This is a genomic window from Pseudochrobactrum sp. sp1633, assembly GCF_030376605.1.
Lineage (GTDB): Bacteria > Pseudomonadota > Alphaproteobacteria > Rhizobiales > Rhizobiaceae > Pseudochrobactrum.
Window position 1 is genome coordinate 1 of record NZ_JARRAE010000014.1, and the last position, 21148, is coordinate 21148.

Annotated in this window: 13 protein-coding genes and 1 pseudogene; 6 read left to right on the forward strand and 8 right to left on the reverse strand. The window is 52.2% G+C overall.

The features are described from left to right. Positions 1–34 precede the first annotated feature (34 nt). On the forward strand, positions 35–934 hold the full coding sequence (locus P8H26_RS14205) for a transporter substrate-binding domain-containing protein (RefSeq protein WP_289633798.1): 900 nt from the start codon (positions 35–37) through the stop codon (positions 932–934). Between the two features lie 45 nt (positions 935–979). On the opposite strand, the gene P8H26_RS14210 is transcribed toward P8H26_RS14205, so the two are convergent. After that, positions 980–1387, reverse strand: coding sequence for a tellurite resistance TerB family protein (locus P8H26_RS14210; protein ID WP_289633799.1), 408 nt, complete (start codon positions 1385–1387; stop codon positions 980–982). 282 nt (positions 1388–1669) lie between these two features. Between P8H26_RS14210 and P8H26_RS14215 the strand changes: the two genes are divergently transcribed. After that, positions 1670–3319, forward strand: a complete 1650-nt coding sequence (locus P8H26_RS14215; RefSeq protein ID WP_289633800.1) for a lysine--tRNA ligase — start codon at positions 1670–1672, stop codon at positions 3317–3319. 57 nt (positions 3320–3376) lie between these two features. Here P8H26_RS14215 and P8H26_RS14220 read toward each other — a convergent pair whose 3' ends face one another. From P8H26_RS14220 to P8H26_RS14240, 5 genes and pseudogenes are all read right to left on the reverse strand, one after another. Continuing rightward, a complete protein-coding gene (locus tag P8H26_RS14220) occupies positions 3377–4285 on the reverse strand; it encodes a thermonuclease family protein (protein ID WP_289633801.1) in 909 nt (302 codons plus the stop codon). Between the two features lie 41 nt (positions 4286–4326). Continuing rightward, a pseudogene (locus P8H26_RS14225) lies at positions 4327–4566 on the reverse strand (helix-turn-helix transcriptional regulator); the annotation flags it as partial. Positions 4567–4792: 226 nt separating this feature from the next. Next, positions 4793–7009, reverse strand: a complete 2217-nt coding sequence (locus P8H26_RS14230; RefSeq protein WP_289633802.1) for an FAD-dependent oxidoreductase — start codon at positions 7007–7009, stop codon at positions 4793–4795. Positions 7010–7023: 14 nt separating this feature from the next. Beyond that, entirely contained in the window at positions 7024–8232 is a 1209-nt protein-coding gene (locus P8H26_RS14235) for an acetyl-CoA C-acetyltransferase (RefSeq protein ID WP_289633803.1), read from the reverse strand. Between the two features lie 54 nt (positions 8233–8286). Further along, positions 8287–10080 (reverse strand): acyl-CoA dehydrogenase C-terminal domain-containing protein, encoded by a 1794-nt coding sequence (locus P8H26_RS14240; RefSeq protein WP_289633804.1) that lies wholly within the window; start codon positions 10078–10080, stop codon positions 8287–8289. An 866-nt stretch (positions 10081–10946) separates the two neighbouring features. On the opposite strand from P8H26_RS14240, the gene P8H26_RS14245 reads away from it, so the two are divergent. From P8H26_RS14245 to P8H26_RS14260, 4 genes are all read left to right on the forward strand, one after another. Then, entirely contained in the window at positions 10947–11687 is a 741-nt protein-coding gene (locus tag P8H26_RS14245) for an outer membrane protein (protein WP_289633806.1), read from the forward strand. A gap of 419 nt (positions 11688–12106) precedes the next feature. Further along, complete coding sequence (locus tag P8H26_RS14250; RefSeq protein WP_289633807.1) at positions 12107–15652, forward strand: peptidoglycan-binding protein; 3546 nt, start codon at positions 12107–12109, stop codon at positions 15650–15652. 514 nt (positions 15653–16166) lie between these two features. Beyond that, the gene (locus tag P8H26_RS14255) at positions 16167–17048 is read left to right on the forward strand and encodes a sulfite exporter TauE/SafE family protein (RefSeq protein WP_289633869.1); all 882 of its coding nucleotides are present in this window, start codon (positions 16167–16169) and stop codon (positions 17046–17048) included. A 10-nt stretch (positions 17049–17058) separates the two neighbouring features. Beyond that, positions 17059–17904 carry a TIGR02186 family protein gene (locus P8H26_RS14260; protein ID WP_374708309.1) on the forward strand — a complete coding sequence of 282 codons (846 nt, stop codon included), beginning with the start codon at positions 17059–17061 and terminating at the stop codon, positions 17902–17904. Between the two features lies 1 nt (position 17905). Here P8H26_RS14260 and pdeM read toward each other — a convergent pair whose 3' ends face one another. Together pdeM and P8H26_RS14270 are read right to left on the reverse strand one after the other, a co-directional pair. Continuing rightward, positions 17906–18613, reverse strand: a complete 708-nt coding sequence (gene pdeM / locus P8H26_RS14265) for a ligase-associated DNA damage response endonuclease PdeM (protein WP_374708308.1) — start codon at positions 18611–18613, stop codon at positions 17906–17908. Next, complete coding sequence (locus tag P8H26_RS14270) at positions 18613–21141, reverse strand: ligase-associated DNA damage response DEXH box helicase (RefSeq protein ID WP_289633808.1); 2529 nt, start codon at positions 21139–21141, stop codon at positions 18613–18615. The genes pdeM and P8H26_RS14270 overlap by 1 nt, the downstream gene beginning before the upstream one ends. Positions 21142–21148: the final 7 nt, after the last annotated feature.

Sequence of the window (21148 nt, forward strand, 5' to 3'; positions counted from 1 at the left end):
AATATGAATTCCAGCCAAAATAGCGGATATCCTCATGCACAACAGGCTCATTTTTGCTCTGCTCAGTCAGCCTTTTAAGCGCTATGCTCATATCTGCGCAGCAATGGTGATATTGCTGGCATCCAGCCTTTCATATTCTCATGCAGCACCGCCCCATCTGGCTGGCACCGATCAAAAACCGGCAAAGCCCGATCTCTCTCAAAGAACACAGATACGGTTTTTGACGGGCACAGATTTTGCGCCCTTTAACAGCCTTTCACCGCAAGGGCGCTTAACCGGCTATAACATTGATCTCATTCGTGCAATTTGTCAGGAACTGACAATTACCAGTCGTTGTCAGATTGAAGCACGGCCGTGGAACGAGCTCATTCCCGCCATGCAAAACAATGAGGCTGACGCACTGATTGCCGGACTGGTTCCCGATCGCGAGAAGCGGGCAGTTTTTAATTTCAGCCGTGCTTATTTCAGCCTGCCAGCGCGCTTTGTGGCAGCAAAAACCACTCAAACGAACGGAAAACCGTTTTCACCGGATGACAAAACGGTTGGCGTCCTCAGCGGCACTGCCCATGAGGCATTGCTGAAAACCTATTTTCCCAAGGCGAAGGGCAGCTCTTATGCGAATGCGGAGCTGATGTATAAGGATCTGAAAGACGGCAAAATTCAGCTCATTTTCGGCGATGCCATGAGCCTGTCGCTCTGGATGAACCCTGCTGCCGCAGCATCTGAAACGGGCAGCCAACAAACAGGAGCCTGTTGTCAGTTTGTTGGCGGGGCTTATCCCGCTCCGGAATTTCTGGGAGCCGGTATGACGATTGCAGTGCGCAAGCAGGACACGGATTTACGCATTGCCTTTAACAGCGCGATCAACGCGCTCGAACGCAATGGCTTTTTGGATGATTTGTATTTGCGCTATTTTCCGGTCGACTTTTATTAAGGGAAAATGAGCACATCCCGGAAAAAAGATGCGCTCATCACCATATTACAGCTTGCGGAAACGCACGCGCGCACTGCGTTCAATTGCAGCCACACTCAGCTCGTCAAGGTTCCACAAATCACGCATCAGCTGCAAAAATGCCAGCTCTTCCTGCTCAACATGCAGATCGGCAGCGGCAACCTCAACAGCCAGCGCATAGGCTGTTTCATAAAGCTTTTCCGGCAGAGCCTGATGCGCAATATCCAGAATACGATCCAAGCCATCATCTTTGGTCAGTAATTCATAGCAACGCTCGGCGATTTCCGGCACTCTTTGGTCGTCGAAGCCGGTAAAAACCGGCAGACGATGCACCAGATTGCCAATCGAGGACAATTCCGCATCTGTCATCCGCGTATCCGCAGCCGATACCGTTACCATAATATAGATCAGCGCATCCTGCGGCGTGATTTTCATTTTTCAGAACTCCTGCATGGGCTTTTTCATGACTTTGAAACTATTCTATAGGGCTTAACAAGTGCTCAATTCCGCTTTTACAGGCGGATAATGCACCAACCAGCCCCCAATTTTCATATTACCCCTATACGGCAAGGATAAAGTGCAGCAAATCCCCCATACGCCTGTAAAGAAAGCAAAGCACATCATTGACGAAACTCGCATCTCACCATAGACCTGACTATTCGCACCGGTAAAAAGTGCGGATGTTTAAAACCAACACCTCCTATCAGGAAAGATATTATGACAACCGACCATTCAAACCACATCGACCTTGCGCCCGACCTTATTGCGGCAGCTGCACAGGCGAAAGCGTGGCCCTTTGAAGAGGCGCGGAAAATCATAAAACGGTACGAGAAAACCGGCTATCCTGAAGTCGTGATTTTTGAAACCGGCTACGGCCCGTCCGGTTTACCGCATATCGGCACATTCGGTGAAGTTGCGCGTACATCTATGGTGCGTCACGCCTTCCGTGTACTGACCGAAGATAAGGTGAAAACCAAGATCATCTGCTTCTCAGATGATCTTGACGGTATGCGCAAAATTCCGGAAAACGTGCCGGATCGTGCAGCCCTTGAGCCATTCTTGCAGTTGCCGCTGTCGGCTGTGCCCAACCCGTTTGGCGGTGACTTCAAAAGCTTTGCCGATCACAACAACACCATGTTCTGTCGCTTCCTCGACACGTTCAGTTTTGATTATGAGTTCGCCAGTGCGACCGACTATTACAAGTCCGGTCGCTTTGATGAAGTTCTGTTGCGTGCTGTTGAGCGTTATGACGACATTATGGCCGTGATGTTGCCGACACTGGGTGAAGAACGCCGTGCGACCTACAGCCCGTTCCTACCGATTTCGCCAACCACTGGCCGCGTGCTTTATGTACCGATGAAAAAGGTTGACCCACAAGCAGGCACCATCACTTTCGACGATGAAAACGGTGTTGAAACCACACTGCCGGTGACTGGTGGCAATGTGAAGCTGCAGTGGAAGCCGGATTTCGGTATGCGCTGGGCAGCACTTGGCATTGACTTCGAAATGTTTGGTAAGGATCACCAGACCAATCAGACGATCTATGACAAGATTTGCGAAATTCTTGGCGGTCGTGCGCCGGAGCATTTTGTCTATGAACTGTTTCTCGATGATCTCGGCCAGAAAATCTCTAAGTCAAAAGGCAATGGCATCAGCATTGATGAGTGGCTGACCTATGCACCGACCGAAAGTCTCGGCCTGTATATGTTCCAGAAGCCGAGAACAGCGAAGAAGCTGTATTTCGATGTGATCCCGAAGGCGGTAGATGAATATTTCACCTATCTGGCGGCTTATGAAAAACAGGATTGGGCTGCCCGCCTGAACAATCCGGTCTGGCATCAGCATTACGGTAATCCGCCGAAGGTTGATCTGCCGGTGCCGTTTGCCATGTTGCTGAACCTTGTCAGCGCATCCAATGCGGAAAATGCCAGCACCTTGTGGGGCTTTATTTCCCGCTATGCACCGGGTGCCTCTCCGGCAACCCATCCGGAGCTCAATGCTCTGGTGGAATATGCCATCCGTTACTTCAATGATTTCGTGAAACCGAGCAAGAAGTTCCGCGCACCGGATGAAGTTGAACAACAGGCATTGCGTGATCTGGATACAGCACTGGCCGCTCTGGATAGCGGTGCAGACGGTACCACAATTCAGAATGCCATTCTGGATGTGGCGCGCGTTATCGAGCGCTATCAGGATCACAACAAGAAGAGCCCTGACGGCGGCCCTGGTGTCTCCGTCTCGTTCTTCCAGATGCTCTATGAAGTACTGATCGGACAGGAACGCGGCCCGCGTTTCGGTTCATTCGTAGCACTTTACGGCATTGATGAAACACGTGGCCTGATTGCCGAGGCGCTGAAACGCGCCTGATATAATCCAAACAAATAAAAAGCCGCGTTTTTCTGAAACGCGGCTTTTTTGTTTTTATTATTGCGGCACAGGCGGAAACGGTAAATTCGGTTCCGCGGGCTGACTTTCCGGTTGCGGCTGAACCGGCGGAGTACTGTCAGGCACTAAACCCTCCAAAGGTATCGGAGCCACTCCCGTCGCAGCGCCAGATGCGCCGTTCAGTGATGGCGGCAGCTCAGCGACCGGCTTACGCCCGAAAACGCCGAGCAGCATTTTCTCAGCCTGTGTCTGGCTGTCTGCATATTGCCCGCCGAAGGTTGCCCGCGCCCAGCCATTTTCCACCAGCCAGCGGGCAACATCCGTACCGGCCAAGGTGCATTGCGTGCGGATTAGCTCCTGATTTTGGTCAATACCTTCAACATCACAGCTGACCGCACGGCCACGCAGCCATGACCGGAAAGCTGTGCGCGCCTGCATACCGCATTGCCAGACGTCACCGTTAATATCCGAACAGGATCCGTCCGGCTCAACAATATCAATGCCGTTGAGTTCAATCGTGCGATTGCCGACAGCCAGTCGTCCAGCAGCGAGCGCCACGGGGCGGTAGAATAAGCCACCCTCAGCGGCTTTGTCTTCGGACGGCACGCTCTCAGCTGGTTTTTGCTCTACAGGCGCAGCAAGCCCGAGATCACTCAGTGGCGGACGCGGTTCAATGCGCTCCAGCGGCTTGTCTTGCATGCTTCCTGAAACATCCGGCAAAGGATTGCCAGTCGCAGTATCTTCACTGGTCGTTCCGGACGGCAACCGTTCCGGTGGCATATCTTCCGGCAGATCAAAATTTTCAACAACAATGGCCGGTTCACCACTACCGGCTTCACGGTCAAGTGCGCCATAAAACGGAGCGACATAGGCTGCGAATAAAGTAGCACCAACACTGAAAGCGAGGATCGGCGGCAAAATTGTACGAAGGGTTGCCGGTTTACGCATACTCACTCCTGTTCATTGTCATGCTTATTCTGCTGTGTATTAAGAGATTTTTGAATAGCCAGCAATTGCGCGAATGTAATCATATCTGTTTCGGTAATTTCAAGGATTTTAGCCAGAGATTCCGTTGACGGCCAGCGCGGGCGCCCGTCTGATGCAAAGCGCTTGGACTTGTTGAATATTGTCGGATCAAGACCCGCACGCCGCGCCAGACCGGACGGGGTTAATTGCGCCCGTTTTGCCAGTACATCTATGGCCGACCAAAGTTCCGCGTGGGTAAACATAAGCCATCCGAAGGAATAAAATCCTTCTAAGTATACCTCAGTCCGTACATCAGAACATCAACAAAAACGAAAATGGCGCAGAGATATCCGCGCCATTTTATCATTCCCGATCAAAACTGCGTGTTAGAGCATTTCCATTTTAATCTGAATCATCAGAAATGCTCTATCTATTTGTTTTTACGCATTTCCGGACGCAAAACCGGTTCCCACTTTTGCTCAAGATGCTTTAAGCAGCCTTTTCAGCCTGCTTATACGGATTGAAACGCTGATAGAAAGTCTCACCGCTCTCAGCCATATCGGTCAGAAGTTTCGGTGCCTTGAATTGCGCGCCGTAATCCTTCTGCAGCTTCTTCGTCAACTTGACGAAAGCTTTTGCGCCCATACCGTCGATGTAAGACAAGGTGCCACCGGTATAAGGTGCAAAACCGAAGGCGAGAATAGAACCGACATCGGCTTCACGCGGATCGGTCACAATTCCCTCTTCCATCACACGGGCGGCTTCCAGAGCGATTGTGACGAGGAAACGCTCTTTCAGCACTTCCACATCTACCTTGTCTGCATCCTGCTGCGGATAGAGCGTGCTCAGCTCCGGCCACAGATGCTTCTTGGCAGGTTTCGCCGGATAATCATAAAAGCCCTTGCCGTTCTTGCGGCCAAGGCGGTCATATTTATCCACCAGCGTGTTGACCAGTTCGACATGGCGCGGATCAACGGCCTTGTCACCCAGATCAGCCAGTGTGACTTTGAGAATTTTCTGCGACAGATCAATCGCCGTCTCATCATTAAGCGCCAGCGGGCCAACCGGCATACCGGCCATTTTGGCGGCATTCTCGATCATCGCAGGCGGTACGCCTTCCACCAGCATATTATAGGCTTCAGACATATAACGCAGTACACAGCGATTGACGTAGAAACCGCGTGTATCATTGACCACAATTGGCGTTTTCTTGATGGCACGCACATAATCCAGCGCCGTTGCCAGAGCTTTTTCACCTGTTTTCTTGCCCATAATCACTTCAACCAACATCATCTTATCGACAGGCGAGAAGAAGTGCAGACCGATGAAGTTTTTCGGGCGCTGAGAAACTTTGGCAAGGCCGGTAATCGGCAGGGTCGAGGTATTGGACGCAAAAATTGCATTCTGCCCCAGCACCGCTTCCGCCTGTTCTGTTGCCGCCTGTTTTACACCACGATCTTCAAACACTGCTTCAATCACCAGATCGGCACCATCCAGCGCCGCATAATCGGCAGACGGCGTGATGAGTGCCAGCAGCTTGTCTTTATCTTCTGCTGTCATCCGGCCTTTCTGCATCTCTTTGGCAATCAGGTCGGCAGAATGCGCTTTACCCTTTTCTGCCGCTTCCAGATTACGGTCGATCAGCACCACCGGAATACCGGCCTTGGCAGTGACAAAAGCAATACCGGCACCCATGAAACCAGCGCCGATAACACCGATTTTCTTGAACTTGGTTGGCTTAATATCAGCTGGCCGACGCGCGCCTTTGTTCAACTCCTGCAAGGAGACGAAGAGCGAGCGGATCATCGATTGCGCTTCTGTGGTCTGCAAAATATGCGTGAAATAGCGCTGTTCAATCTTCAGGCCGGTATCGAACGGCACCAGCAGACCTTCATAAACGCATTTCAGAATGGTCAGTGCCGCCGGATAATTACCAGAGGTTTCGCGACGCAGAATAGCCGTCGCTGCAGGCCAGAGATTGGCACCGGCAGCAGAATAAATCGCACCGCCCGGCAGTTTAAAGCCCTTCTCATCCCAAGGCTGAACAGGCTTCAACCCGTTGCGGATCATCTTTTTAGCGGTTTCCACCAGCTTCTTCGCTGGCGCCACTTCATGCACCAGACCCATGCCTTTGGCACGCGCTGCGGTCAGGCTCGAACCGGTGGTCATCATCTGCAAAGCATCTTGTTGATTAACCAGACGCGGCACACGCTGCGTGCCACCGGCACCCGGAAACAGGCCGACTTTGACTTCAGGCAGCGCCAGTTTCACGCCTTCCGCATCGGAAACAACACGACCATGACAGGCCAGCGACAGTTCCAGCGCCCCGCCCATGCAAGTACCGTTGATTGCCGAAACCCAAGGTTTGCCGCTGGTTTCCAGCTTGCGGTAAAGGCCGGTCATACGACCGACATTATCAAAGAGGTTCTGAACAGCCTTATCGGCATCCTGCTTCTGCTCTTTCTTAAAGCGTGCGAGCATTTCCTGCATCATGGTGAGATCGGCACCGCCGGAGAATGTATCCTTGCCGGAGGTAATCACCGCACCTTTAATTGCGGCATCCGCAACAACCTGATCAATAATCTGATCAAGCTCAGTCATCACCTCAACGGTCAGCACATTCATGCTTTTGTCAGGCATATCCCATGTGACAACAGCAATACCGTCAGCGCCGGTTTCAACCTTAAAATTCTTGTAATTTGTCATTGGTCTACCCTCCCTCACACACGCTCAATGATGGTTGCCGTACCCATACCTGCACCGATACACAGGGTAACCAGTGCCGTATTGAGATCACGTCGTTCCAGTTCATCAAGCACAGTGCCGAGAATGATTGCACCGGTTGCGCCCAGAGGGTGCCCCATAGCAATCGCGCCGCCATTTACGTTGATTTTATTGTGAGGAATATTGAAGGCCTGCATATAGCGCAGCACCACAGCCGCGAAGGCTTCATTGAGCTCGAACAGATCAATATCCGAGAGCTTCATCTTGGCGCGATCCAGCAGCTTTTCTGTCACATCCACAGGGCCTGTCAGCATCAATGCCGGATCGGAACCGATATTGGTGAAAGCGCGGATACGGGCACGCGGCTTGATATCCAGCATTTTACCGGCGCGTTTGGAACCGACCAGTACACCTGCTGCGCCATCAACAATACCTGATGAATTACCGGCATGGTGGACGTGATTGATAGTTTCGACTTCCGGATGCGCCTGAATACCGACAGCGTTAAAGCCACCCATTTCACCCGGCATGACGAAAGACGGATTAAGGCCGGACAGCGCCGCCAGATCGGTAGTCGGACGCATATGCTCGTCATGGTCAAGAATGGTCAGACCGTTGATGTCTTTCACCGGAATGACGGAGTTTTTGAAATAACCCTTCTTCCAGCTCTCCCCTGCACGGCGCTGGCTTTCCACTGCGTAAGAATCCACATCCTCACGGGAGAAACCATATTTGGTGGCGATCAGATCAGCAGATACGCCCTGCGGCATGAACCAGCCCGGGAAACCGACCGACGGGTCCATATACCATGCACCGCCGGACATCCCCATGCCAACACGGGACATGCTTTCAACACCACCGGCAATCACCAGCTCATCGGTACCACCTGCAATTTTGGCAGCAGCAAGATTAACCGCATCAAGACCGGAGGCACAGAAGCGCGAAATCTGCATACCCGGTGCTTTGAAGTCATATCCGGCTTCAAAGGCACTTGATCGCGGAATAACCGCACCGGCTTCGCCCACCGGATCGACACAACCGAAAATAATGTCATCTACTTTTGCAGTATCAATACCGTTACGGTCGCGCAGAGCTTCCAGCACTTTAGCACCAAGACGTACCGCAGGCACTTCATGAAGACTGCCGTCTTTCTTGCCGCGGCCGCGCGGTGTGCGCACATGATCATAAATAAAAGCATCAGCCATAGTTCAATTAACTCCCAAATTCGCAAGTGTTTTAAGAAGCGCTCGGAGCAGCTCTTAAAAAGCACCTTCCGGTAGTGTCATCAGAGTTTCAGCGCCGGTCTGGATGCGAGCCAGACGCAACTGTGTTTCCGGCATGATACGCTCCATATAGAAACGGGCTGTGACAAGTTTAGCCTCAAAATAGGCTTTGTCACCATCACCGGCATTCAGCTTCGCCTGTGCGGCTTTTACCATTTTTGCCCACATATAACCAAATGCAACCAGACCAAAGAGATGCATATAATCTGTTGAAGCGGCACCGGCATTGTCAGGATTAGCCATCGCATTCTGCATCAGCCACATGGATGCTCCTTGCAGATCGTTCAGACCTTTTTTCAGATGCTTGGTGTAGAAAGACAGTGCTTCATCTGCACGGTTTTCTTCGCAGAAATCACCGATTTCTTTGAAATAGGCCATCAAGGCACGACCACCATTGGCAGGCAGCTTGCGCCCCACCAGATCAAGCGCCTGAATACCGTTGGCACCTTCATAAATCATGGTGATGCGGGCATCGCGCACATATTGGCTCATGCCGTTTTCTTCAATATAGCCATGACCACCAAAGACCTGCTGCGCCATGACCGCATGATCAAAACCTTTATCGGTCAGCACACCTTTCAGCACCGGCGTCAGCAGCCCTACCTGATCATCTGCCAGTTGGCGGGCAGTTTCATCCGCAGAGTGATGGGCGATATCGGATTGCAGCGAGGTTGAAAGCAACAAGGCACGACCGGCTTCGTTAAAAGCACGGATGGTCAAAAGCGTGCGGCGGATATCCGGATGCACGATGATCGGATCGGCTTTCTTGTCCGGATATTTCGCCCCGGTCAGCGCACGACCCTGCAAGCGATCACGGGCATAATCAGCGGCATTCTGATAGGCGGTTTCGGAAATTGCCAGTCCCTGCAGCGCCACGCCAAGACGCGCTTCATTCATCATGGTGAACATGGCACGCAGGCCTTTGTTTTCACCGCCGATCAGGAAGCCCGTCGCCTCATCATAATTCATCACGCAGGTTGAGTTGCCGTGAATGCCCATCTTTTCTTCTATGGAGCCGCAAGCCACGCCGTTGCGTGTGCCCGCCTCACCATTGGCATCAAGATTGAACTTCGGCACGATAAACAGCGAAATGCCTTTATTCCCCTCCGGTGCGCCTTCGATACGCGCCAATACCAGATGGATAATATTATCGGTCATGCCGTGCTCACCGGCGGAGATGAAAATCTTCGAGCCGGTAATCTTGTAGGAGCCATCCGCCTGCGGCACAGCTTTGGTGCGCAGCAAACCTAAATCCGTACCGCAATGCGGCTCGGTGAGGTTCATGGTGCCGGACCAGCGGCCTTCAATCATCTTTGGCAGATAGGCCTGTTTCTGTTCATCTGTACCGTGGGTGATGATGGCGGCAATCGCGCCCTGAGTCAGACCCGGATACATCATCAGCGCCATATTGGCCGAGGACATATATTCACCAACGGCAGCATGCAGCAGATATGGCAGCCCCTGACCGCCGAATTCCTCCGGCGCGGCCAGCCCGACCCAGCCACCGGCGCAATATTGGTCATAAGCTTCTTTGAAACCCTGCGGAACTTTCACAGAAGCATCAGGCAGACGCTCGCAGCCTTCGCGGTCACCACTATAATTGACAGGGAACAATGTCTGCTCGGCGAGCTTTGCGCCTTCCTGCAAAATAGCCTCAACGGTGTCACTGCTCATTTCCGCATAGGATGGCAGATCATTGCGGCTTTGTACGCCCAGAACATCGTTCAGAATAAATTGCGTATCCCGAACCGGCGCGCGATAGACTGGCATGCACTTCCTCCAAGTTTGACGTCGGCAGATAATGCATCTGCCGGAATGCGGGCGGAGGTGCTCATCAAGAAGTCACACCGACCCGCGCGTTTTCATTCAAACATTCAAAGCACAGGATGGCCTGCGCTCTGTGGTGCCATTTGCTCTTCTGTTCAGACACTGATTGCAGCCACCCCTCTCCGGCAGCTTCATTTCAGTCTCCCCGCAAAAAGGTATAGCAACCTATCACGAGACAGGATGACAGTATGCACTATCCGAGTGAAAACCGGCATCTTTGTGAAACCATTGAAGACAAGTCTGGCACCTTCAGGCAGTAGCCTAATAAATTTTGACGTTTGCGTAAACGTCAAAATTCAATTTCAAAAATTTTTAATTCTGCTCTTCATTCACTTTCATGTCAGTGAAGAACAGAATTCCAATAATCGAAGTCGATTTCATACATATTACAGGCTGGCGGCTTTGATTCACAAAACACACAAAACAGTGAAATTTGAGCTGTGATTCCGCAAAATCAGGCTTTTCGCCTGATCCTCGCTCCTTTTTTCAACAGAAATGCGTTATTTTGGACAAGAAAGCGGGACATTTCTGCAACACCGCATAGGGCAAAACATACCGGCAATAAATTAAAACGCGCGATAATTTTTTATCAAAAAGCAATATTACTTAATTCTAAAGTAATTTAATAAACTGATTTTCAATAGATAATTCATTCAGAAAAAATATTTCTTATCCGGAACGACGGAAAATAAGAAATTTCAACGGCTTGGCAAAATAACGTTAGTAAATCCTAAACCGTATTTTTAATCTTTCTATTAATTTTCTTCACGCTATTGTCGGTTCAAATTATTAACGAACGGACTTTTGATATGAAAAAAATCGTAGCCCTTCTCGCCATGACCGTATTGTCCGGTCAGGCTTTCGCCGCAGATGCTATCGTTTCTGCTCCAGAACCAGCACCGGTTGAATATTCAGCATTCAGTTGGACAGGTGGTTATATCGGTGCGCATGCCGGTTACGGCTGGGGTCGCTCACACGACGTACACAATCCAAAAGCAAACGAACAGAAAACCAAAGGCGGTTTTGGTGGTCTGCAGGCTGGTTACAACTGGCAGTTCGACAACAATGTTGTTCTCGGTGCAGAAGCTGACGTTTCTTTCGGCTCAGTTAAGAAAAACTGGGGCGGTGCGAACGTAAACGATCCTTATTATGGCTCTGACAAACTCAGCACCAACGGTACAGTTCGTGCGCGTCTTGGTTATGCTGTAGATCGCTTCCTGCCATACGTAACTGGTGGTTTTGCTTGGGGTCAGACAAAGTATTCTCTCGGCTGTGATACTGCTCGCGTAGGCACAACAATCGGTGGCTGCACTCGAGTTGGCGCATTTGAAGACTCGAACAAGAAGACTGTAACTGGCTGGACCGCTGGTGCGGGTCTCGAATATGCAGTTACCGACAATTGGACTGTTAAAGGTGAATATCTGTACAAAGACTTCGGTAAAAATGGCGTTCGTTTGACAGATATCAACTTCCCAACTTCAGATGTGAACAACCGTAACTTTAAAACTAAAGTTAACGAAGTTCGTCTCGGTGTAAACTACAAGTTCTAATCTGCTGATCGTTAACGATCACAAGCGGAACTGAAAGCCCTGCCTCTATGAGGCGGGGCTTTTTCATTGAGCGCGCTACATTTCTTTAAATCAGCGTCAGCTAAAAAAGCGTAATTGTTTCAAATCACAAAGCGTGCAGCACCTTATGCCGCCACACCCATCCTGTTTCAGCAGGTCAATTACAGCCATCAAGCCCCTGAAACATATAAAGTTAATAAATATCACTGAAAATTAACCGCTTATTTACCACGTTTCGACAAAACTGTTTTCACGGCAAAGTCTGTGTTTCGTGTGATTTCTCAACATCACCAAACAAAAGTTTTGCTTCAGCATTCCGCAAACCCGGCGGATGAAAGCAAAACGGACAATGTGGCCAGCCTCCAGAACATGGCGGCACAGTTTGAAGAGTGTAAACGGCGATGACAAACCAGCGGTCTCCTCTCGATAACCTGAACATGCGCCGTGAGCGTCGTCCGCTTGCATCGCTGGATGAACTGAACCGCACTTTGTCCGCGCTGGAAAATCATCTTCTCGACAAACAAAATCCGGATAGCTTTACCGCTCCGCAATCTGCGGCCGATGAAATTGCGGAAACGGATGCACTTGAATTTTTGCGCCATGAGCAAGCAGCACAGCATCGTGCGCCGCAAACACCGGCAGCCGCTGATAATCCTCACAAGGAAGCGCTTGCAGCCATCGCCGATGAATTGCAGCGCCTGCGTGCCCGTACTGAACTGAGACAGGCAGCGGCTATTACTGAAAAACTGCATACTACTGATGCAAACACACATAATGCTGTGCGTGTTTCAGCTGCCGAGCGTTTTATCGCCGGCACCAGCAGCTACACATCCATTCCGAGCCATACCGCAGATACCGATGGTGTTATGCGTCGCGATTTTGAAGAACTGAAGCGCACAGTGGAAACACTGGCGCGTGAAGAGTCTCTGCGTCGTATGAGCCATCGCTGGGACGCACTCGATGAGCGTTTCGATAATTTTGAACAGAAACAGTCTGAAAAACTGCATTCCAGCCAGTCTGTGTCGATTGATCCGGCACTGGATGCAATCAGCGCGCGCCTTGAAGAACTGCGCAATGCTGTTGAACATTTGCCGGACAATCAGGGCAATGCCCTGCGTCAGCTGGATGAACGGCTTGACGAAATCAGCCGCGCTATTCTCGCAACCAGCTATCAGCGTCAGCAGCCGGAACAGGAACGCGCTGTATTCGAAGAGCTTGACCGCCGTTTTGCCGATCTGACCAATCATCTGGATGAGCAGTATCACAGCAGCACTCAGAAAAATGCGCTGAATGACGACCGGTTTATTCAGGCGCTTGAAAACCGCCTTGATCATATTACCCGACAGGTCACTGAACAGACTGCAGCCATTCAGGCCGTGCCTGCTGCTGCTCCGCTCGCAGATCAGCAGTTGTTGCGTAATCTTGAAAAGCAGCTTGGTTTCATCACAGAGCATTTAAGCAAGCCTGAAAGCCTGATGCCGGAACTGGCTGAGATTAAGCCGCGTCTGGATGTGATTGAGCGCGCGATCGACATTAATCGCGACACCGTTCTCAGCGCTGCCCGCGAAGCTGCGGAAGAAGCGATCCGTCAGGTTGTCGATAAAGGCTCTGCCCGCGACACCGGCTTTGCGCGCCAGCTTGCAGATGACCTCAAAGCGCTGGAACAGCTGACCCGCGATACTGACGAACGTAACAACCGCACCTTTAACAAGGTTCATGATACATTACTGAAAATTGCTGACCGTCTGGGGCAGATCGAAAAAGACAATCTTCAAAAGCCACCGCATGCACAGGCTGCTCGTTCTGCCGGACAGCGCGAACAGGACAATGCAAACCGCTTTACCAGCCAGTTTTCTATTCCCGAATGGGGCAATGACACTGAGCAGCCTTCAGGCAGTGCATTCGCGGAATTGCGTGGCAATACGTCCCGCGCAACGCCTTTTGCACCCGTGCCCTCACCTGCCGCTGCCGCAATTGAAGCCGCACGCGCCGCGGTAAAATCTGCCGCAAATCCGGCCGGAGACAGGGCAGGCGATCGGGTGAGTGCCGTTGCAGACACTGAAAGCACCAAAGAAACACCACGCAAATCCCTGCTCGGCGGTCTTGCACAGGCCGTGCGCCGCACAAAACCAACTGAACAAGCACCAGCAGATACGACCGGCGCATTTCAGATCGAAGATAATGATCTGCTGACACTCGACACTGTTCAGGAAATGCATATTCCGCAAATTAAAGCGGAAGAAGAACGCACAGATCAAACACTTGCAGCAATGCCTGACCTCAACGCCATCATCCGCCGTGTTCGCGATGAGCAGCGTGATCGTGGCACAGAGCAGGTTTCCGGCAGCGGCAAATCCGATCTCATCAGCGCTGCACGCCGCGCAGTACAGGCTGCAGCGGATGAAACCGGCCGTCTGCGCGATCAAAATCTGAGTGACGGTAATCTGAACGGTGATATTACAGGCGATGAAGATCGTTTATCCGGTACAGACAAGCCAAAGCGCTCCCTGCGCAAGCCGCTTTTGCTGGCAATCGGCGCGGTTATTATTGCAGTAACCGGCATGCAGCTTGGTAACAGCTATATGGCAGCCAATGCAGACCGTACAGCACCGCAGTCACCGGATCTGGCGAGCATCCAGCCTGCACCTGCCAGCACAGAGCCGCTTATTATTGAAGATAAAAAGCCTGTCCTGCCAACGATCACCACGCTCGACACCAAAACAGATATGGCAGATCAGAACGGCTCAGCACTTCAGATCACCAGCCTGAACCATGCCCCGCTTTCAGATATGCCTGAGGCGCAGCCGCTTGGCTCACGTCCGTTCCCGACACAACCTTTATCTGCCACCCCGATGGCTGGCAGCACTCAGGCCATCATCAAGCCGGTTGTTATTACACCGCCGGTCACATCTACGCTTGATATGCAGCCAATGCCTGCACCTGCCGACAGCAACGAACTGGCCGCTTATGTTGCACCGGAACGCATGCCAGCGGCCACAGCAATGCCGGATCAAAGCACCACTCAGAGCTTGCCGCAAAGTGTTGAAACGTCTGCACCTGTTCAGCTATCAACCGTCCCTGCTGTTGCCAAAGAAGCGGGTCCGATTGCCCTGCGCAATGCAGCTGAGGGTGGCGATGCACGGGCACTCTACGAAATCGGCATGCGCTACACCGATGGCCGCGGCGTTGCCAGCGACTTTGCAGAAGCTGCCAAATGGTATGCGCTGTCTGCCGAGCGTGGCTTTGCACCGGCGCAGTATCGTCTTGGTAATTTTAATGAAAAAGGCCTCGGCATGCCACGCGATGCAGCCAAGGCAACAAAGCTTTATGAACAGGCCGCCGCACAAGGTAATGCCAGCGCAATGCATAATCTTGCTGTGCTCTATGCAATGGGCACCGGCGGAAGCGCTGGCGGTGAAGCCGATAATAACAATGCTGCAAAGTGGTTCTTTAAGGCCGCCGAACTGGGCGTAAAAGACAGCCAGTATAATCTCGGCATTCTGACCGCCAAAGGTCTGGGACGCACGCAAAATCTGGAAGAAAGCTATAAATGGTTTGCTCTGGCCGCTGAGGCCGGTGACACGGATGCAGCAGAAAAGCGCGATCAGGTTGCCAAATCTCTCAAGCCTGAGCAACTGGAACGCGCCATCAATCTGACAAAGCTCTGGAAGCCTAAAGATATGATTGAAGAAGCCAATTCTGCCAGTATTCCTGATGCATGGAGCGACGACAAAGCCGTCACCACCGCCTCAGTGGATATGAAAAAGGCTGTGCGCAATATTCAGCTGATCCTGCAGAAAAACGGTTATGACGCAGGCACACCGGACGGCGTGATGGGCAACAAGACCAGACAGGCTATTTCAGCTTTCCAGAAAGCCAACGGTATGAAGCCGACAGGCGAAGTCGATCAGCCACTGGTTGAAGCCTTGCTGTCCAAAAACAGCTGATTTGTTGAAGCGACAATCAAAAATCATGCCCCTCTGCACGCATTGCAGCGGGGCATTTTTTGTATTGCCCTCACATAAAATTGCGACCTAACTGCAACACCTGCCCGACACAATATGCCCTCGTCATAGACGCTGCTGGTTTCGCATCATCTTATGCACAGTGATGGTTTGACTTGGCGTCGCCAAAGGCGCAGAAAATTAACAGTTTTTTGCGACGATTACTGCGTTGCATGCAAGTAGCACGCAAAAAGCGACACCAGCATAAGTAATAATCAGGTTTAACGTCGCAAATGGCGCTTAAACATATAATTCTGTCAGGTCACGGATAATAACCGCCCGCCGCCATCGAAAAGCTGCAAAGTCTGCTGATAGGCCGGGTATTATTTTCGGGAGCACTCTGCGGGGAGCTTAACTGTAAACCGGACACGGTGTTACAGGCGATCTTCCGGCAGTGTCATATAAGCGGTAATGCGAAGTGGGTATTTATCTGCCAATAGCTGAAATTTCGGTCAACATGCTGGTACTTCTCGGCATGGGGGCTGCTGTCGGCTTTTTGTCCGGCCTGTTCGGCGTTGGCGGCGGATTTCTGATTACCCCGCTGCTAATTTTCTACAATATCCCGCCAGCTATTGCCGTTGCCACCGGTGCCAATCAGGTGATTGCATCTTCGGTTTCAGGTGCACTGACCCATTTCAAACGCCGGACGCTGGATTTTAAACTGGGCATATTGCTGGTGATCGGCGGTCTCGTCGGCTCTCTGGTCGGTATTTATATATTTTCGCTGTTGCGTGATCTCGGTCAGCTCGATCTGATTATTTCGTTGCTTTATGTGGTCTTTCTCGGATCAGTCGGCGGCCTGATGGCTGTTGAAAGCTGGCGCACCCTGCGCCGGAATAAAGACGGCAAAGCGCCGGATGTGCGCCGCTCAGGCCAGCATAACTGGATCCACCGCATGCCGTTTAAAGCGCGCTTCCGCGCTTCAATGATCTATGTCAGCATCATTCCTGTTCTGATTATCGGCTTTTGTATCGGCCTGCTTTCATCTGTCATGGGTGTCGGCGGCGGCTTTATCATGGTTCCGGCGCTGATTTATCTCCTGCGCGTACCTACCAATGTGGTTGTCGGCACCTCGCTGTTCCAGATCACTTTTGTAACCGCCTTTACAACCGTTATGCAGGCCACCAACAACCATACGGTTGATATTGTGCTGGCCTTTCTGCTGATGGTCGGCGGGGTGATCGGCGCTCAATATGGCGCACGAGCCGGTCGCAAACTGCGCGGTGAGCAATTACGCATGTTGCTGGCACTGCTGGTGCTCGCTGTTGCCCTGCGACTGGCTTTTGGCCTGTTCATCCAGCCGGACAATCTTTTCTCCATCGGCTTTGCGGATGAGTAAGATGAAACAACTGCTCCGCAAAACTCTGTTCGCAACTGCCATGTTCACCGTCCTGATGCCTCTTCAGAGCGCGAATGCAGCTCCGAATGGCAAAGAACGCGGGCAGGAAACCGTTGCCGCAGCCAATCTGCAGGAACCACAGCAGCTGCCGGAAACCATCGAGATTGGTCTTTCAACAGAAACGATTGCCATTGCTTCGAACTTCAGCGGAACAAATCTGACGATTTTTGGTGCGCTGGACAATGCCGACCCACTGATCCGCAGACAGGGACGCTACGATATTATCGTGGTTCTGGAAGGCCCGCAGCGCAATCTGGTTGTACGTGAGAAATCGCGTTATCTCGGCGTTTGGGTCAATGCGGACTCTGAGACTTTCCTGTCTGTACCGCTGTCCTACTCACTCGCCTCCACAAGGCCGCTGCAGGATATTACCGACGAGAAAACCTACAGACAGCTTTCACTCGGCGTGAATTACTTTTCACTGAACCCTGAGTACGGCACACTGGCCGATCCGAATGCCATACGTTTCGGACAGGAACTGCGCAGCCTCAAGTCGCGTCAGGGGCTTTATTCACAAAAAGTCGGTTCGGTGGAATTTGTCTCACAAACTTTGTTTCGTGCGACACTGGCACTTTCAGCCAATGTGCCGGTGGGGCGGCATAAAGCCCGCGCATTGCTCTTCCGGCACGGCGTGTTTATCGGTGAAGCCAATACCCATCTCAATATTGTCAAAGCCGGTCTTGAGCAACAGATTTTTGAAGCAGCACATCAATACAGCTTCTTATATGGTTTGTTTGCCGTTTTTCTTGCCGGTTTCACCGGTTGGCTCGGACAATTACTGTTCCGCAAAGACTGATTTAATCAGGCCGCAAAAACCGTTGTTGGATAGAGAATATCCGCGCTTCGCCGCGCAGATGCACATCAAAGCCTGACGCGGAAAACAACCGGCTGAAAGCCTTGTCCAGTACATTGAGTTTGCCCGTATAAGCCCCGAAGGCCGGCATAATCAGGCGGTGCCCGTCACTGACAAAACAGGAGCGGCGCACACTGCGTCCCTGCCGCACGATCTTAGCTGCCGGATGCAGATGTCCGGCAATTTCGCCAGCCCCTGCATTTGCAAGCGGCTCATGCCGGAAAACCAGTTCCCCAAGTCTGAACTCCGCCATACCGTCGCCTTCAAGACCGGACGGATGCACCGGATCATGATTACCTTCAATCCATAGCCACTGACGGTTCTGCATCATCTGCCGCAACAATGCAGCAGCCTCATCAGACAAACGCCCTGCGCCCTGACAATCATGAAAACTGTCGCCGAGACTGATCACACAAAGCGGTTGATAATAATCAACCAGTGTTTTCAGCTGGACCAATGTTGCCAACGTATCATAAGGCGGCAGCATCATACCGCGCTTTGCAAAGAATGAGCCTTTTTCCAGATGCAGATCAGAGACAACCAGTGTCCGGTATGACGGCAGATATAATGCTCCGCGCGGATCAAGATGGCAGAGCATGTCATTAACGAGAATGTCTGTGCCGCCCTGATGGGTTTGCCTTGTATGTTCCATCACAGTTCCAGTGCCTCGCGGGTCATATCTTCCAGCAGATCATCACCGCTGCCTGCCACCCGTTCCTTGCCGATTTCCAGCATCACAGGCAAAGCCAGAGGGGAAATATGCGGCAGATCACGATGGACAATATGATTGCGGATACGTTGCAGCATGGTTCCAAGGCGGGCAATATCCAGCAAGCCTGCGGCCGCTTCCGCCCGCGTGGCCTGTAACAGAATATGATCCGGCTCGTGGCTGCGCAACACATCATAGATCAGATCGGTGGAAATCGTCAGCTGCCTGCCGGTCTTTTCCTTGCCCGGATGGCGGCGCTCAATCATACCTGAAATCAGCGCACAATTGCGGAAGGTGCGCTTCAGCAGATAGCTCTCATTCAGCCACGCCTCCAGATCATCGCCAAGCATATCCTGATCAAACAGCGCATCCAGTGATAATTCGCCATCATCCATCATCGCATTCAGATCACGCGCCGCCCACAACCCCAGAGAATAGTCTGTTGCGACAAATCCCAGCGGACGCACCCCTGCCCGCTCCAGACGCCGTGTCAGCAACATACCCAGCGTCTGATGCGCCAACCTACCTTCAAACGGGTAGCACACCATGTAAAAACGGTTTTGCCGCGGAAATGTCTCAACCAGCAATTCATCAACAGCGGGCAGCAATGAACGATCACGCTGCAATTGCAGCCAGTCCCGCACCTGATCCGGCAATTGCTGCCAGCGCTCAGCATCGGCCAGCATCGCGCGAACCTCTGAGGCCAGATAGGTTGAGAGCGGAAATTTTCCGCCCGCATAGACCGGTACCTTCGCATCCTCACCGGAAGCCTGAGACACCAGACATTCATTGTCGCGGATACCTTCAAAGCGCACTGTCTGACCGGCAAAAAAGAACGTATCGCCATAGTTCAGTGTTTCGAGAAAATATTCTTCAATGCGCCCTAATATCCGTCCGCCGCGCATGGGCGTAGCGGCACTGCCTGCCAGTTTACGTCCCTTACGGATCATGCGGATATTCAGCTCCGGTGCCTCAACAATCGTACCGATATTAAGACGGTATTGCTGGGCAACTTTACCATTGCTGACCCGCCAGCGGCCATCCGGCATTTGGCGGATTTTTGCAAAACGCTCATAGACCCGCAACGCATAACCGCCGGTCGCAACAAAATCCAGAACACGTCCGAACTCAAGGCGGGATAATTGCTGATAAGAGGCTGCAGAACAAACCTCTGTATAAAGGGCATCCGCATGAAACGGCTCAGCACATGCCATGCCGAGAATATGCTGCGCCAGCACATCCAGCGCACCATCAGCCAGAGGCGGCGTGTCCTGCGCCCCTTCCATATTGGCCACCAGTGCTGCATTGCATTCCAGCACCTCAAAACGATTTGCAGGCACCAGCACAGCACGGCTCGGCTCATCCATGCGATGGTTGGAGCGGCCGATACGCTGTGCCAGCCTGCTCGCCCCTTTCGGTGCGCCTATGTGAATGACCAGATCGACATCACCCCAGTCAATTCCCAGATCAAGGGTCGAGGTTGCCACAACAGCCCGCAGAGCATTGCGGGACATTGCCTCTTCCACGCGACGGCGCTGTGTGGCGTCAAGCGATCCGTGATGCAGGCCGATCGGCAAAGTCAGTTCATTGATGCGCCAGAGTTCCTGAAAAATCCGCTCTGCCTGCGATCTGGTATTCACGAAAATCAGTGTTGTACGGTATTTCTGGATCAGCTGATAAACATCGCCAAGCGCATAGCCTGCACTGTGACCGGCCCAGGGTATCCGCTCACCGGATTCCAGAATTCTGATTTCCGGTTTTGCCCCGCCATGAACAGTAACCAGCCCCGCCAAAGCTGGCACATCCCTCTGGGCAACCAGCCAGCGGCGCAAATCATCCGGTTCCGCAACTGTCGCCGACAGGCCGATGGTCTGCATTTGCGGTGCAAGATTGCGCAGCCGTGCCAATCCCAGCGCCAGCAGTTGCCCGCGCTTTGAAGTGACCAGCGCATGCAGTTCATCAAAAATAACAAACCGCAAATCCGCAAAGAAATCAGCCGCATCTTTGGCGGCCAATAACAGCGCCAGCTGCTCCGGTGTGGTGAGCAATATATCCGGCGGCAGGCGCTTCTGCCGCTGGCGTTTATGCGCTGGCGTATCCCCTGTGCGGGTTTCAATAATCACCGGCAGTGCCATTTCCTCAACCGGCGTTGCCAGATTGCGCTGAATATCAACGGCCAGCGCTTTGAGCGGTGAAATATAAAGCGTGTGAATACCGGAGCGGCGTGGCTGGTTGCGGGCACCGCTCTGCGCCCGCAAGGTCAGATCAGTCAAAGCAGGCAAAAACCCCGCCAGCGTTTTACCGGCACCCGTAGGTGCAATCAGCAAGGTTGACTGACCGGTCAGGCTGCGTTCCAGCAGTTCACGCTGATGCTGACGTAACTGCCAGCCTTTATCAGCAAACCACTGCGCAAAGACAGCGGGCAGCAAATCCGTATCTGAATGATTATGCGCTGCGGATATCGGTTTCACACGGTCA